We start from the raw sequence: 12,956 nt of genomic DNA on the forward strand, positions 1-12,956 counted from the left end.
TGGTAAGCCTGCTCATTGCATCGGTGTAACATAGCATTACACGGTATAGACAGCCTAAAAACCGATACAAAAGCTTACAAAACCTTAGCGAGATGCTAGGCTTGCTCTATTGTACGTGATTTAAAATTAAATAAAAATCAGAATGCTATAGCGATATGCGAGCGTCAATTTAAGTGCAACCCAAGACATATTTTATAGAGCGTTTACTGGGCGAAATAGGGATTTCTTGTCAATCAGGCAATAAAAACCAGCTGTAGCTGGTTGATTAAATTAACAGTGAAATAGCGTGGCATGATCATCAGCCAAGATTTTTAATTCATGGCGATTAAAACTTGGGATCATGTTATCAAGGCTAATATAGATCGCTTTTAGGATAGGATTAATGCCAATATTTACAGCTTTGGCTTTTAACATACCTAAATTAAGGCTGTGGCTAAAGGCTGTTAAAAAATGCGCCACAATCGCTTCAGCAAGTTGCTTATAGTTTTCAGCTAAAGCCTCTTGATTGATGGATTCACCTGCTTGAATTTGTGTAAAGCTATGCTGCAAATTGGTATAAAGACGTGGATCTAAAGCGAAACCAACGTGATACTGACCATCAGCGGCTTTAAATAGACTTTTACCATAAAATTCAATTGAAGCTTTTGCGACTTTATTTGGGCTATCATCCAACAGTGGTTTAAGCAATACCACCACGCTCGCTTTGACATACTGCGCCAGTTTTAAAGCCGTCTCGCTGCGAGCAGGATTTGGAAACTGTGAGACTAAATCATTGACTAAAGCTGTTAGGATTTCCTCATTCACTTTTAGCGCGATCTCGTTACGAATTGGGGCGAGCGCCTCACCTGAATTTTTCACTCTTAAGCCATATTGCATCAGCTTAAGTAATTCAGGAGAAGGACGAAAGCCAATTTATTGACGTGCTAAACGAATGGGTTCAACCAACCAATCTTGATCAGAAACACGGCATGGATTGATGTCTAAACCACCACGACGGGTATAGGTTGCATAGACCATTAACTTATTTGGGTTTAGATTTTGCCAAATGTCAGCATAAATTTGCTCCACACATTGCTCATGGAAGCCATTATGCTGACGATAAGAAATAATATACGCCAATAAACTGGCAGAGCAGATTTTTTTGCCTTGGTAGCGAATAAACACCGTACCCCAGTCAGGCTGACCAGTTACAGGACAATTACTACGTAGTAAATGCGAATATAGCTGCATTTCAACCTCTTCGGCATCCGTGGCTAAAGCCAACAGTGATGCATCAGGGTGTTGTTCTAAACGGGTTGGTTGCTGATCATCAATACAAATCCCTTGGGGTTTGGTAATCTCTAATTCATCGACCTGAAATAGATCCATGCGGATGGGTGCACCTGCCGCATGAGATAAGTCTTTTTCTACCGTGGCTTTAAAGTCAGCTTTTGATGCAAAAGTCGTGAAGTTCATACTATTAAAGTACAGTTTTAACGATTTTGACTCAATCAGGTTAGGGGAGGTGGCAGGTAGGCTTAAACGACCAATCGCCACTTGCGGGATACCATTTGAATTTAACCAAGAAATTTCAAATACATGCCACCAATCTTGACCTTGACGAATGCCTTGTACATGGCGATAGGCTTCACGCGCAGTTTCACGCGAGATTGGAAATAAAATATCAGGTTGATATTGGGTTGGGTAATTGGTGTCTTTACCCAAGAGAGATTGTTCTACACTCATTATTCACGCATTCCTGAACCACGAGAAAGTAAATAGTAAGCTGTTGCATATAGGCCTGCGCAGCATAAGGTAATCACAGTCAGCGAAATACTCACGTTGACATCGCTATGCCCTAAAATGCCAAAACGGAAGGCATTGACCATATATACAACAGGGTTAATTAAGGATAAATTTTGCCAAAATGGACTGAGCGCACTGATGGCGTAAAACACACCGCCTAAATAGGTTAAAGGGGTGAGTACAAAGGTTGGGATAATCGAAATATCATCAAATGATTTGGCATATACTGCATTAATAAAGCCACCTAATGCAAATAATAACGATGTAATTAACACCGTATAAATGGTCACAAACCAATTGCTAATATAAAGGTCGGTAAAGAACAAGCTCATTGCAGTCACAATCACCGCCACCAATAAACCACGACATACCCCGCCTAAGACATAACCCCATAAAATGAGATGTAAAGGAATAGGACTCATGATCAACTCTTCAATGCTTTTTTGGAATTTAGCACTAAAGAAACTTGAAGAGACATTGGCGTAGCTGTTAGTAATCACTGCCATCATAATTAAGCCGGGCACAATAAACTGCATATAGCTAAAGCCGCCCATATCGCCAATACGTGAACCGACCAAGTTACCAAAGATCACAAAGTATAGACTCATGGTAATGGCTGGTGGCAGTAATGTTTGCGGCCAAATACGCATAAAACGGCGTATTTCTTTTCTTAATAAGGTGAAGAAAGCGATACTGAGTTGGTTAAAGTTCATTGTGCATCCTCAGCGAGATTTTTTTCCACCATTTTCACAAACAGTTCTTCGAGGCGATTAGATTTATTACGCATACTACGTACTTGAATCGCTTGGGCTTGTAACAACGCAAATAAGTCATTCATGCTATGGGCTTTGTCTAAAGTTACTTCTAAAGTCATAGGATCAATGAGATTAAAACGCACGCCAATAATGTCAATTTTTGGTGCGCTAATCGGCTCAGCTAAATCAAAAATAAACGATTCTTCATTGAGCTGATTTAAAAAGCTTTTCATGCTGGTGTCTTCTTTGATCACACCACGGTCAATAATCGCAATACGACGGCACAGCATTTCTGCTTCTTCTAAATAGTGGGTAGTTAAAATAATAGATGTACCTTGGCTATTGGCTTCATTTAAAAAATCCCACATCGAACGACGCAGCTCGATATCTACCCCAGCTGTTGGTTCATCTAAGATAAGCAGCTTGGGCTGATGCATCATGGCACGCGCAATCATTAAACGTCGTTTCATACCACCTGAGAGCATACGTGCTTGGGTGTGACGCTTTTCCCAAAGACCTAGTTTTTCTAAGTACATTTCGGCACGTTGTTCGGCTAGCTTTTTAGCAATGCCGTAATAACCTGCTTGGGTGACTAGAATATCAAAGGTTTTTTCAAAATGACCAAAGTTAAATTCTTGCGGTACAACGCCTAGGTTTTGCTTGGCATGTGAAGGGTGGGTGTCTAGATTATGCCCAAAAATTTCAACCACACCGCTGGTTTTTTGGGTTAAGGAACTAATAATACTGATGGTCGTTGATTTGCCTGCACCATTGGGGCCAAGGAGTGCATAAAATTCACCTTCAGGCACATCAAGATTAATCCCTTTTAACGCTTGAAAACCATTGCGATAGGTTTTTGACAAGTCTCTTAACGTCAAAGCATCAGTCATGAAATTCTCATATACGAAATAATGTGCGTATTGTGAGCGATAAGAACCATGAAACCAAGCACCCGCAACAGAATTTAGCATTGCAAATACAGAACATTGTTTAAAGCATAAGCAGAAAACCAGAAAGCATAGTGAGAAAAAGCAAGAATATTGAGAGAGTTGCTTTACCTTATGTTTTTTTTTGCTATGATGTGCACGCGCGCTTGTAGCTCAGTTGGATAGAGTGCAGGTTTCCGAAGCCTGAGGCCGTGGGTTCGATCCCCGCCAAGCGCACCACTTCTTCTTTATCTTTATTCTTCAAAACGTGTGTCTCGACTTTACAGCCTATATCTGATCACAATTCGCACTTACTCATACTTGCATTTAAAATTCAATTTAAAATTTGTATGGCAACATTTGCCTAAATGTTAAGTGCTCTTGCCACGAAGAAATTTCAATTTTATAGTGAAACTACAGTAGGTCGTTAAGACGCTACTTCTGAGTTGGACGGATCAATGACAGCTCGTTGAGTCTCAAGTGCATACTTTAGGTATGTGACTAGACAATAAATCAGCACTAGCCTTCCAATATAGAGCCCGCTCTGCGGGCTTTTTTAATATGTGTAAGTTGCAGTGAGGCACATATTTATAATAAAACTGACCTAGCTCTTTATGTTGTTGCGCGTTATCCAAATCATATATTTTGGGAGCATGACGAATGCCTATGCTACAAATTACTCTGCAAGATCAATTTGATCAACACCATTTGGCCAGCGCTTTTTTAAAGATGATACCTGTGCCTTGTTATGCAGACAGTGTTGCGTGGCATGTAGAGCATATTGTTATTGGTAACGAGTTATTGTTACCGAGTATTGAGTTATTATTTAGTAGTGATGTATCGCCACGTATTTACCGTATTGTAGATGTAGTCGATCTACCCAAAGAATAGGTGATAAAAAAGCCCAGTCAGGTGGACTTAAAGGGCTAGATTTGCATCAGTTGCACATTGACATCATATTTGGCAAATTCGTGAATAATCTGTTGCAGGGCTTGCTGCGCAATCGGATCTTCACTATGAAGCGAAACTTCTTGTAAGCTGCTGCTGTCATAACATTCGATATGACTGACCAGCCATTGCTCACGATTACCATGGCTATGAATAATCACGCGACGCGGTTGTAAGCTTGCGCTAATGTGGCGTGGCAAAACATAAGTGATGGCTAGTTCAATGTGTTGGAGTTGTTCTTTTGGGCTTAAAAAGGTAATGACCCAATTGCCCACTTTACTTAAATGCATTGGATTATCAAAAGCATCAAAGATGAGATAATTGCGCATAAGATTTTGCCCAAAGAAAAGCATGACTATATGCAAAATGCTGACCTTTAGGCTATGCACTAAAGTGGTAGGCGCTAGGATTGAATTGACTATAAGTCATAAATACACGAAGTTTTTTTGAATTTTTATATTAAATATCAATTATTTGGTTTTATGTGTTTTTGATGCTTAATAGGAAAAATAAATGAATTAACATAAAAAGAATATAATAAAGGCAAGGCGATGTCCTTGCCCAAATGCATTTACAGGGTTTGAATATTTTGCTTTTCTAAAGCTTTACGTAAGTAAGGGTCTAGGTCATTTTGACGCAACAGCCATTGTACATAATCGCTTGGTAAATCTTGTAGAGCTGTACCTTTATGCTTACCAAAATTTAAGCTGCGTGGAATGCGCGCATCTTCAGACACGCTATAAAGTTCTTCTAAGCTTTGAATATTAAGCTGCTGAATGATCTGATTCAAAATGTTGGCAGTTAAAATAATATCCATATCAGCACGATGCGCTTTTTTAATCATTTCGCGTGCTTTTTCACTGCCTTTACTGATCATGTAAATCAGTGCAGAAATATTATGTGCTTCGGCATCAGGCCAAACACGACGTGCGAGGGCAAGCGTACAAATGGCTTTAATGTGTGAAGTATTTACACCACATTTTTCAATGGCACGTAGGTCATAATCAATATTATGCCCAAGCATATATACTGTATCTTCAGGCAAGCAGAAGCTTGAATAATGCGGCTGACCTGTTAAATCAGTTTCTAAAATATGATGTACCGCCATGGCTGCATAGGAAATCGGTTCATCAACGCTGTAGAGTTGGTCAAAAATTTGACTTTTATCTAGACTCAATTGACCTTGATCAAGTGTGATAGGTGCATAAGCAATCTCAATCGGTTGTCCATTTAAGGTATGGGTTTCGGTATCGAGAATAATGGCGTGCATGTGCGATCCTAAGGCAATGGGCTAAAAGGGCAATCTACCTGATACGCTTTGAACAATAAAGGCTTTTTAAGGCTGAATTTTTACTTTTAACGCTGCTGCATCTTGTTTAAGCGCTTCGCTGGATAAAATCCCTTTATATAAATGTAAGGCAATGCCATCTTCAATATCAACTAATTTAATAGGATGAATGCCATCACGGTATTCAAAAATCGCGATGGGCATGTGATCTGGATCGAGCAATAAAAAGCGCTGTTGTTTAATGGCAATTTCATATTCTGGAAAGGTCTGTTTGAGTAAACGTAAAAACACGCTTTGATTGGCTGAGAGTAAATTTAGCTCACGAATACGATCACTGTCTTTTTGATGTAAGGCTTTTAGATAGAGGCGTTGTTGCTGCGTGGTGGACATGCTGCGCCGTGGTGGTGAGGCGCTGCTTTTTGGGCGACCTCTTAAAAAATAGCCTAAGATAACACCTAGAATTAAACATAGAAAGGCAAGCATTTGGCACCTTGGATATTTGGCTTTGAGTTAAAAAATATGCGATTGTCGTAATATTGAAAATCTCTAAAGCCTTTTCAATAAGTTGATTTTACTAAAGTCATGATTTTTTTTAACCAAAAAGGCCAAATTTTATGTAAAACTCGGCCAACTAGCTGCGCTAAATTTAAAAACTTCATGCTACAATACGCGCCAATCTTAGCACGGCTTAAAAGCCCTAATTTAATAGGACCTCGCTAATGTTTGCCAATATCTCTATTGCTGAATTTGACCCAGAATTAGCTCAAGCAATCTCTAACGAAGATGCTCGCCAAGAAGCGCACATTGAGTTAATCGCTTCTGAAAACTACTGCTCTAAAGCAGTAATGGAAGCGCAAGGCTCAAAACTTACAAACAAATACGCTGAAGGCTACCCAGGCAAACGCTACTACGGCGGCTGCGAATATGTAGATGTCATTGAACAATTGGCAATTGACCGTGCTAAAGAACTCTTTGGTGCTGACTATGCTAACGTTCAGCCACACGCAGGTTCACAAGCAAACTCTGCAGTTTACTTAGCGCTTTTAAACCCAGGCGATACCGTTTTAGGTATGAGCTTAGCGCACGGTGGTCACTTGACGCACGGTGCTAAAGTAAGCTTCTCTGGTAAAACGTATAACGCTGTTCAATATGGTCTAAACCCAGAAACAGGTGAGATCGACTACGAAGAAGTTGAACGTTTAGCGCTTGAGCACAAGCCAAAAATGATCGTTGCTGGTTTCTCTGCGTACAGCCAAATTGTTGACTGGAACCGTTTTCGTGAAATCGCAGACAAAGTAGGTGCTTACCTATTTGTTGATATGGCACACGTTGCAGGTTTAGTTGCAGCTGGCGTTTACCCAAGCCCAGTACAAATTGCTGACGTCACCACCACAACAACACACAAAACACTGCGTGGCCCACGTTCAGGTTTAATCCTTGCGAAAGCCAACGAAGAGATTGAGAAAAAACTTCAATCTGCAGTATTCCCAGGTAACCAAGGTGGTCCACTTGTTCACGCTGTAGCAGCGAAAGCAATCTGCTTTAAAGAAGCGATGGCACCTGAATATAAAGAATACCAAAAACAAGTTGTGGTGAATGCTAAGGCTATGGCTGAAGTTCTTATTGAACGCGGCTATGACGTTGTGTCTGGTGGTACTGAAAATCACTTGTTCCTATTGTCTTTAATTAAACAAGACATTACAGGTAAAGAAGCAGATGCTTGGTTAGGTGCAGCTCACATCACTGTGAACAAAAACTCTGTACCAAACGATCCACGTTCTCCATTTGTAACCTCTGGTATCCGTATTGGTACACCAGCAGTAACGACTCGTGGTTTTGGCGAAGCTGAAGTACGTGAACTTGCGGGTTGGATCGCTGACATCTTAGATGCCAAAGGCGACGAAGCTGTAATTAACGCTGTTAAAGCGAAAGTTGAAACTGTTTGCGCTAAATTCCCTGTTTACGCTAAATAAGTTTAAACTTGAGAAAAGCCCCCTCAAGGGGGCTTTTTTTATGGTCACGAGAAAAGCACATCTTGTCACTTTTCTGCTATAACTGAAGCAAAGCGTAATCGAGAACAAAATATGAGTAATAAACCCCAAATTATTATTTCTGAGCAAGACCTTAACCGTCTTGAGACCATGTTGGAACATCAGCAGCAACTTAGCCCAACCATGCAGCATTTAGAAGATGAATTAGCGCGTGCGACAGTGGTTGCTCCGCAGCAAGTGCCTGCCAATGTGGTCAGTATGAATGCACGCGTTTTAATTACCATTGGTGATGCGCCAGAACCAACAGAAGTAGTTTTGGTTTATCCTCATGACTTTAAAGGTGAAAAAAATCAAGTCAACGTGATTGCACCTATTGGCGCTGCCATTTTGGGTCTAAGCGAAGGGCAAACCATTCAATGGCCGCAACCCGATGGCCATATGATGCAAGTCAAGATTGAAAAAGTGCTATTCCAACCTGAACGTGAAGGTAATTTTTTATAAGTTGCTGTTGCTAGGGCTCCTGCAATTGAGTTGTAAAGATGAGCGTTTATTCCTGCAAGCTTGGTCAAATTTTTGACAGAAGTTATAAATGGCTTCAGACAAGCAGATATTGAAGCGCATAACTTTACAACTAGATGTAGCACAGCGGCGTGAGCCAATAGCAGCAACCTGCCACGAATCAGTCTTGGTCTAGTCAGCGGACGTATTGGAGCAGAAATTTCTGATCTACCTTTAGGCACGGACTTAAGCCCCTACTGATTACAGAGTTAAATTAGGCTTGATTAACATATAAAGTGATTTTTATTCGAGGGTAGCAACATTTAACTGAGTTCGAGTAAGAACGTTTTGCAGCTTTGTTGGGCGACTCCTCTAATCATCCAAATGTGCCATTCAAGCATGCGGCAGCAGATACTTTAGCGATTGACTTGCGTGATGGACGTGCGGATTTTTGGCACAGCGATTTTAGCTTGTTAGCCAATGATCCTAAAGTCACAATTTTAGACAATATGGTTGCCCTGCACGCAGGGCGAGATACTGTGTAAGCCAATAAAGTAGCCGCCTATGCATATTTGCCTGTACCATTAAAAGTGTTGGCAAATCGCTTAGATGCTGTGCATAGCCACGACTATGATTATATGGGGCGAGTTTATACACAAAATAGTGAGTACGTCAGCTCTTTACTACAGCAGTAGAGATTGAAACAGAGCATCCTGAAACGGGCGAAAAAAGCCTAATGCTTGGGTATGTCTTAAACATTGCCATTAATGACTGTGGCGATGCATTACGAATTGCCACGCGAGTAACCTTAGCCGCTAATGTCCCAGTTGGAGAGATGGTCGTCCAAGTGTGGTATTAAAATATTTGGCCAATTAGGATATTTCTGATTTACGTGCACAAGGCAGTAAGATTTATAAAAGATTCTCTTAAAGCACAGCAGCAAAGTGGCTGAATTTAGCAAAAACAATGGTTTTGCTGCACGAACCACACAGTTATATGCATATTGGGTCTTTTTTATTGAGCTATGCGTCAATATCAGATCAAACTGCACTGCCTACAGTATCAAACTTTACACTATTTAGATTGGTCTTACTGTGGTAAACAGCTCTGACTTGGTTAGCATATGCCTGAACAATTTTTAATCTTAGCCAAGCAATCTGAATATATTGAAGTGTTCAACTATTCAATGTGTTGGCGTGTTTAGAAAACATAGCCTTACAGCATGACTATTTTAGCTTGAGTTGAGGGCAGTTTTTACACATTCCACAAGCGCTATTTTTATCACAGCTACAGCACAATCATTGATTTAAGGACGCTTTTTTCAATGCTTGAGTAAGCGTTTACAGTACAAAGGCATAGCATTACTGTATGGTAGCAACGCATTGCCTATCATTTTTTCAGTTTAATCGGGCAGTCAGCGACCAAGGAGCTGCTCATTAACATGAGCCAGCAACAATGTGTTGATTTATGACAGGTGTTACAGCAAACGCTACATAGCCATTTACGTGAATTTCTTCAGCTTGGCTTCATCGGGTGGCGTTATCTTTAAGTGAAGATTTTAGCCGTTGAGGCTTTGCAGCACTTGGCGCGTTTGTAAAAATTGCAAAATGCAACATAAAACGCAATATAAACCACGTAGTATCAAAGGGTAGTGTTTGGGAGCGAGCTTGATATGGCATATTTACAGCAATTGACTCCGTTGGCAGAAATTGAGCTAGACCAGCAAGAAATTTTAGCGATTAAGCGGCATGAATTGGTGCCGATGTTGCAAAATCATGCAGAACTTAACCGTTATGCCGAACGTTTGGTGCAAGCGCAAGCGGTTTTGTTAAATGCGATTGATCCTAAACTCAGCCAAGATTTAAGCCAGAGCATTCAACAGTTGATTCAAGCACTCAATCAATCTAAAAAATATATGCAAACAAAGCGTTTTAATCGCTTACAACGTTGGTTAGGCAGTGATTTAGATTATGCCTCGCAACAAATTGCCTATTATAAAAATTTAGAGCGTTTATTGGCACGCAGTCATCGCTTGAGTCAACAACTGGCGCTTGAAATTCAAAAATCTGAAGCGCGTTATCGCCAGTTAATCGGCTTACGTGAGCAAATGGCTAAATATATTGTCGCAGCGCGTGAATTTTTAACAGAATATCCAGACTTTATCCAACAGCAGCATCCGCTAGATCAATTTTCGCAGCGTTTATCTAAAAAAATAAATAGCTTAGAAACGCTGCAAAGCAGCAATGACATTGCCATGCAGCAAATGTATTTAAGCCAACAATTGGCGTTAAGTTTGCGAGATCGCTTTAAAGAAGCTGAGCAGGTTTTATTACCTGCGTGGCAATATCATTTACAACAAAGCCAAAATCAATATGTTACAGAAAGTAGCCAAGCCCTTGATGCCAGCCGTAACAGCCTGATTAATACCTTAAAGCATGCTTTGGAACATGCCTCCCAATCTTCCCATTCGAGGTAAATATGACGGATTCTCAACTGAAACCTAGCAGTGTAACCGCGACCGAACAGGATTTTCAGCGCTTAAATTTAACCGAGCTTGGTCTAAAAGACAGTGATTTTGAGGCTGTATTGCAGGCACGAGCGGAATTAAATCAGCTTGATCAACATAGCGTTGCAGAATATGGCAAAAATATTGCGAATCAAACCGCGACTTACACAGATGAGCTCCTCAGCCTCGTGCAAAATAAAGATTTAGATGAAACAGGGCAAAAACTCAATCAGGTGGTACAAGTTGCGCAGCAGCTAAATACCAATAGCATTGTTAATCCTAAAAAAACCACCGGCTTTTTAGGTGGATTATTCAATAAAATTAAAGGCGCTAAACAAAGCTTTGATCAGAACTTTAACCATACCAAAGCGCAGATTGATACTTTAGTACGTGAGATTGAAACTTCACAAGGTGGTTTACAGCAGCGTGTTGCCACTTTAGATCATATGTTTAATGGCGTGCAGGATGAATATAAACAACTTGGTATATATATCGCGGCAGGGCAACTCAAACAACAAGAGCTGCAACAGCAAATTGCCACGCTGACCAGTCAACCCTCTGACCCCAATACCACCCAACAGATTTATGATCTTAATCATGTAGCGAATAATTTAGAAAAACGTGTCAGTGACTTGCAGATATTACAGCAGTCTGCGATGCAAACCCTGCCCATGATTCGGATTATTCAATCTAATAATTTGATGTTGGTGGATAAGTTTTATGCGATTAAAAACATTACTTTACCAGCTTGGAAAAATCAAATTAGCTTAGCTATTTCCCTTAATGAGCAAAAAAACAGTGTGCAATTGGCCAATGCCATTGATGATGCCACCAATGAATTGTTACGCCGTAATGCCGAACTGTTACATCAAAACTCAGTGGATACGGCTCGTGCCAATCAGCGTTCGGTGATTGATGTAGAAACCTTAGAGCATGTGCAAAACACTTTGATTAAAACCGTGAATGATGTGATTGAAATTCAAAAACAAGGTATGCAAAAACGTGCTGAAGCCAGTACACGCTTACGCCAGTTACAGCAGGATTTAGATCATTTGGTGCGTGAATCGAGTCCGCAGCTTGAGCATAAAGCACAGAAGGAGTCCTAATTTGAGCAAATTTGCCCATGGGCTGATGCCAGAAAGCGAAGTACATACGGGCTTAAAGCTGTTAAAAAAGCGTCAGCGCAATTTTCTATACTTGTTTTTAGCCAGCAGTAGTGTATTGATCGTGACCTTACTTGCTGGATTTCTACAGCAAGATTTGGTGGCAGGTTATTTTGGACTAACTGCTGAAGTAGAACAGTTACACATTCCCGTAACTGCACAGCAATTGGCGCTGATGGGGCAAGAGCAAGATTATTTTATCTCTTTGCTTAGCTGGTTTGGTTGGTTAATCTTAAAAGTGTGTGTGGCATTTATAGGTGCATTTTTTATTGTGCATCTACTTAAAAAAATCCGTTTTTTTTATGTTCGATTTCAGTCCTTTATACTGAAATTTGTGGCATGGCTGATCGGGTTTATCGTGCTGTGGTCGGGTCTAACCTATGTGCAATATGATGTAAATGATCATGAAGAGCAAGCATATAGTATGCTTACGCAGTATTCACAGCACATCGGTGATAGCGTGATCTATCAACAATTACAGGCGAGCCAAACGCCAGCCAGTGTACAAGCGTATCTATTGGCACAAACCGCGTTATTACATCAGCCTGTGGATCGAGCGGCTGCCGAACCGTATGTGGCACATTTAGTTCAAGCTGAGCGAGATGATCCACAATTTAAGCACTATGGCTTTAAGGCGGAGCAATTATGGACTATGCAACAGCAGCTGTATGCAAAAAGTGTTACCCCGAGCACCCAAGCCTTAGCCAGCCAAGTCGAAAAGATGCAAGTGGCTCATCAACAGTTCGCTTATGCCTTAAAGATTTTAGGTGGTGTGTGCATGGTCTTAAGCTTATTGTTTTGGTTGTTGAGTCAATATTTTGCCAGACGTGGTCAGTACATTCAGCAACGTATTGAAAATTAAGCCCAAAGCCTATTAAAGGTGGGCTTTTATTTGTAAAAACGATTAAAATAATAAAAACTAACTGTTTTACCTTTTGTGTGTTTTTTTCTATTATGGCTTTAACAACTTATTTACTCCTTTGGAGACGTTAGCAATGTTAGATCAAAATACACAAGCGCAATTAAAAGCTTTATTAGAACGCCTAGAAGGCCCAATTGAATTGGTTGCAGCCCTAGATGATTCAGATAAATCAAC

Annotated in this window: 14 protein-coding genes and 1 tRNA gene; 8 read left to right on the plus strand and 7 right to left on the minus strand. The window is 40.5% G+C overall.

Features of this window, described 5'->3' with window-relative positions; translation table 11 throughout:
• Positions 1-270 precede the first annotated feature (270 nt).
• The 4 genes from CYK47_RS11995 to CYK47_RS12010 are packed head-to-tail and all read right to left on the minus strand — an operon-like array spanning position 271 to position 3,430.
• The gene (locus tag CYK47_RS11995) at positions 271-858 is read right to left on the minus strand and encodes a hypothetical protein (RefSeq protein WP_252150278.1); all 588 of its coding nucleotides are present in this window, start codon (positions 856-858) and stop codon (positions 271-273) included.
• A gap of 54 nt (positions 859-912) precedes the next feature.
• Complete coding sequence (queF, locus tag CYK47_RS12000; protein WP_122902086.1) at positions 913-1,725, minus strand: NADPH-dependent 7-cyano-7-deazaguanine reductase QueF; 813 nt, start codon at positions 1,723-1,725, stop codon at positions 913-915.
• Positions 1,725-2,498: an ABC transporter permease gene (locus tag CYK47_RS12005; protein WP_122902088.1), complete on the minus strand. Its 774-nt coding sequence runs from the start codon at positions 2,496-2,498 to the stop codon at positions 1,725-1,727. The genes queF and CYK47_RS12005 overlap by 1 nt, the downstream gene beginning before the upstream one ends.
• On the minus strand, positions 2,495-3,430 hold the full coding sequence (locus tag CYK47_RS12010; protein WP_122902100.1) for an ABC transporter ATP-binding protein: 936 nt from the start codon (positions 3,428-3,430) through the stop codon (positions 2,495-2,497). Before CYK47_RS12010 ends, CYK47_RS12005 begins: the two co-directional genes overlap by 4 nt.
• Positions 3,431-3,629: 199 nt before the next feature.
• Here CYK47_RS12010 and CYK47_RS12015 point away from each other — a divergent pair.
• Together CYK47_RS12015 and CYK47_RS12020 are read left to right on the plus strand one after the other, a co-directional pair.
• A tRNA-Arg gene (locus CYK47_RS12015) sits at positions 3,630-3,706 on the plus strand.
• A gap of 420 nt (positions 3,707-4,126) precedes the next feature.
• Positions 4,127-4,357, plus strand: a complete 231-nt coding sequence (locus tag CYK47_RS12020; RefSeq protein ID WP_122902090.1) for a hypothetical protein — start codon at positions 4,127-4,129, stop codon at positions 4,355-4,357.
• A 35-nt stretch (positions 4,358-4,392) separates the two neighbouring features.
• Here CYK47_RS12020 and CYK47_RS12025 read toward each other — a convergent pair whose 3' ends face one another.
• From CYK47_RS12025 to CYK47_RS12035, 3 genes are all read right to left on the minus strand, one after another.
• Entirely contained in the window at positions 4,393-4,743 is a 351-nt protein-coding gene (locus CYK47_RS12025; RefSeq protein ID WP_122902101.1) for a hypothetical protein, read from the minus strand.
• Between the two features lie 242 nt (positions 4,744-4,985).
• Positions 4,986-5,684, minus strand: a complete 699-nt coding sequence (locus tag CYK47_RS12030) for a putative quorum-sensing-regulated virulence factor (RefSeq protein ID WP_122902092.1) — start codon at positions 5,682-5,684, stop codon at positions 4,986-4,988.
• Positions 5,685-5,750: 66 nt separating this feature from the next.
• The gene (locus CYK47_RS12035; RefSeq protein WP_122902094.1) at positions 5,751-6,185 is read right to left on the minus strand and encodes a hypothetical protein; all 435 of its coding nucleotides are present in this window, start codon (positions 6,183-6,185) and stop codon (positions 5,751-5,753) included.
• A 236-nt stretch (positions 6,186-6,421) separates the two neighbouring features.
• On the opposite strand from CYK47_RS12035, the gene glyA reads away from it, so the two are divergent.
• The 6 genes from glyA to CYK47_RS12065 all read left to right on the plus strand — a co-directional run bounded on the left by glyA (position 6,422) and on the right by CYK47_RS12065 (position 12,722).
• Positions 6,422-7,675 carry a serine hydroxymethyltransferase gene (gene glyA, locus CYK47_RS12040; RefSeq protein ID WP_122902095.1) on the plus strand — a complete coding sequence of 418 codons (1,254 nt, stop codon included), beginning with the start codon at positions 6,422-6,424 and terminating at the stop codon, positions 7,673-7,675.
• 111 nt (positions 7,676-7,786) lie between these two features.
• A complete protein-coding gene (rnk, locus tag CYK47_RS12045) occupies positions 7,787-8,194 on the plus strand; it encodes a nucleoside diphosphate kinase regulator (protein ID WP_122902096.1) in 408 nt (135 codons plus the stop codon).
• Positions 8,195-8,550: 356 nt separating this feature from the next.
• Positions 8,551-8,736, plus strand: a complete 186-nt coding sequence (locus CYK47_RS12050) for a hypothetical protein (protein ID WP_122902097.1) — start codon at positions 8,551-8,553, stop codon at positions 8,734-8,736.
• Positions 8,737-9,863: 1,127 nt separating this feature from the next.
• Positions 9,864-10,667 carry a tellurium resistance protein gene (locus CYK47_RS12055; RefSeq protein ID WP_122902098.1) on the plus strand — a complete coding sequence of 268 codons (804 nt, stop codon included), beginning with the start codon at positions 9,864-9,866 and terminating at the stop codon, positions 10,665-10,667.
• Positions 10,668-10,669: 2 nt separating this feature from the next.
• Positions 10,670-11,803, plus strand: coding sequence for a toxic anion resistance protein (locus tag CYK47_RS12060; RefSeq protein ID WP_122902099.1), 1,134 nt, complete (start codon positions 10,670-10,672; stop codon positions 11,801-11,803).
• Position 11,804: 1 nt separating this feature from the next.
• Positions 11,805-12,722, plus strand: coding sequence for a hypothetical protein (locus CYK47_RS12065; RefSeq protein WP_252150279.1), 918 nt, complete (start codon positions 11,805-11,807; stop codon positions 12,720-12,722).
• Positions 12,723-12,956 lie beyond the last annotated feature (234 nt).

Origin of the sequence: Acinetobacter sp. B51(2017) (assembly GCF_003711395.1) — a bacterium.
In the GTDB taxonomy this organism is placed as follows: Bacteria; Pseudomonadota; Gammaproteobacteria; order Pseudomonadales; family Moraxellaceae; genus Acinetobacter.

Coding starts and splice junctions, on each gene's coding strand:
- queF (WP_122902086.1), bottom strand. CDS start 1,725: ATGAGTGTAGAACAATCTCTCTTGGGTAAAGACACCAATTACCCAACC.
- CYK47_RS12005 (WP_122902088.1), bottom strand. CDS start 2,498: ATGAACTTTAACCAACTCAGTATCGCTTTCTTCACCTTATTAAGAAAA.
- CYK47_RS12010 (WP_122902100.1), bottom strand. CDS start 3,430: ATGACTGATGCTTTGACGTTAAGAGACTTGTCAAAAACCTATCGCAAT.
- CYK47_RS12020 (WP_122902090.1), top strand. CDS start 4,127: ATGCCTATGCTACAAATTACTCTGCAAGATCAATTTGATCAACACCAT.
- CYK47_RS12025 (WP_122902101.1), bottom strand. CDS start 4,743: ATGCGCAATTATCTCATCTTTGATGCTTTTGATAATCCAATGCATTTA.
- CYK47_RS12030 (WP_122902092.1), bottom strand. CDS start 5,684: ATGCACGCCATTATTCTCGATACCGAAACCCATACCTTAAATGGACAA.
- CYK47_RS12035 (WP_122902094.1), bottom strand. CDS start 6,185: ATGCTTGCCTTTCTATGTTTAATTCTAGGTGTTATCTTAGGCTATTTT.
- glyA (WP_122902095.1), top strand. CDS start 6,422: ATGTTTGCCAATATCTCTATTGCTGAATTTGACCCAGAATTAGCTCAA.
- rnk (WP_122902096.1), top strand. CDS start 7,787: ATGAGTAATAAACCCCAAATTATTATTTCTGAGCAAGACCTTAACCGT.
- CYK47_RS12055 (WP_122902098.1), top strand. CDS start 9,864: ATGGCATATTTACAGCAATTGACTCCGTTGGCAGAAATTGAGCTAGAC.
- CYK47_RS12060 (WP_122902099.1), top strand. CDS start 10,670: ATGACGGATTCTCAACTGAAACCTAGCAGTGTAACCGCGACCGAACAG.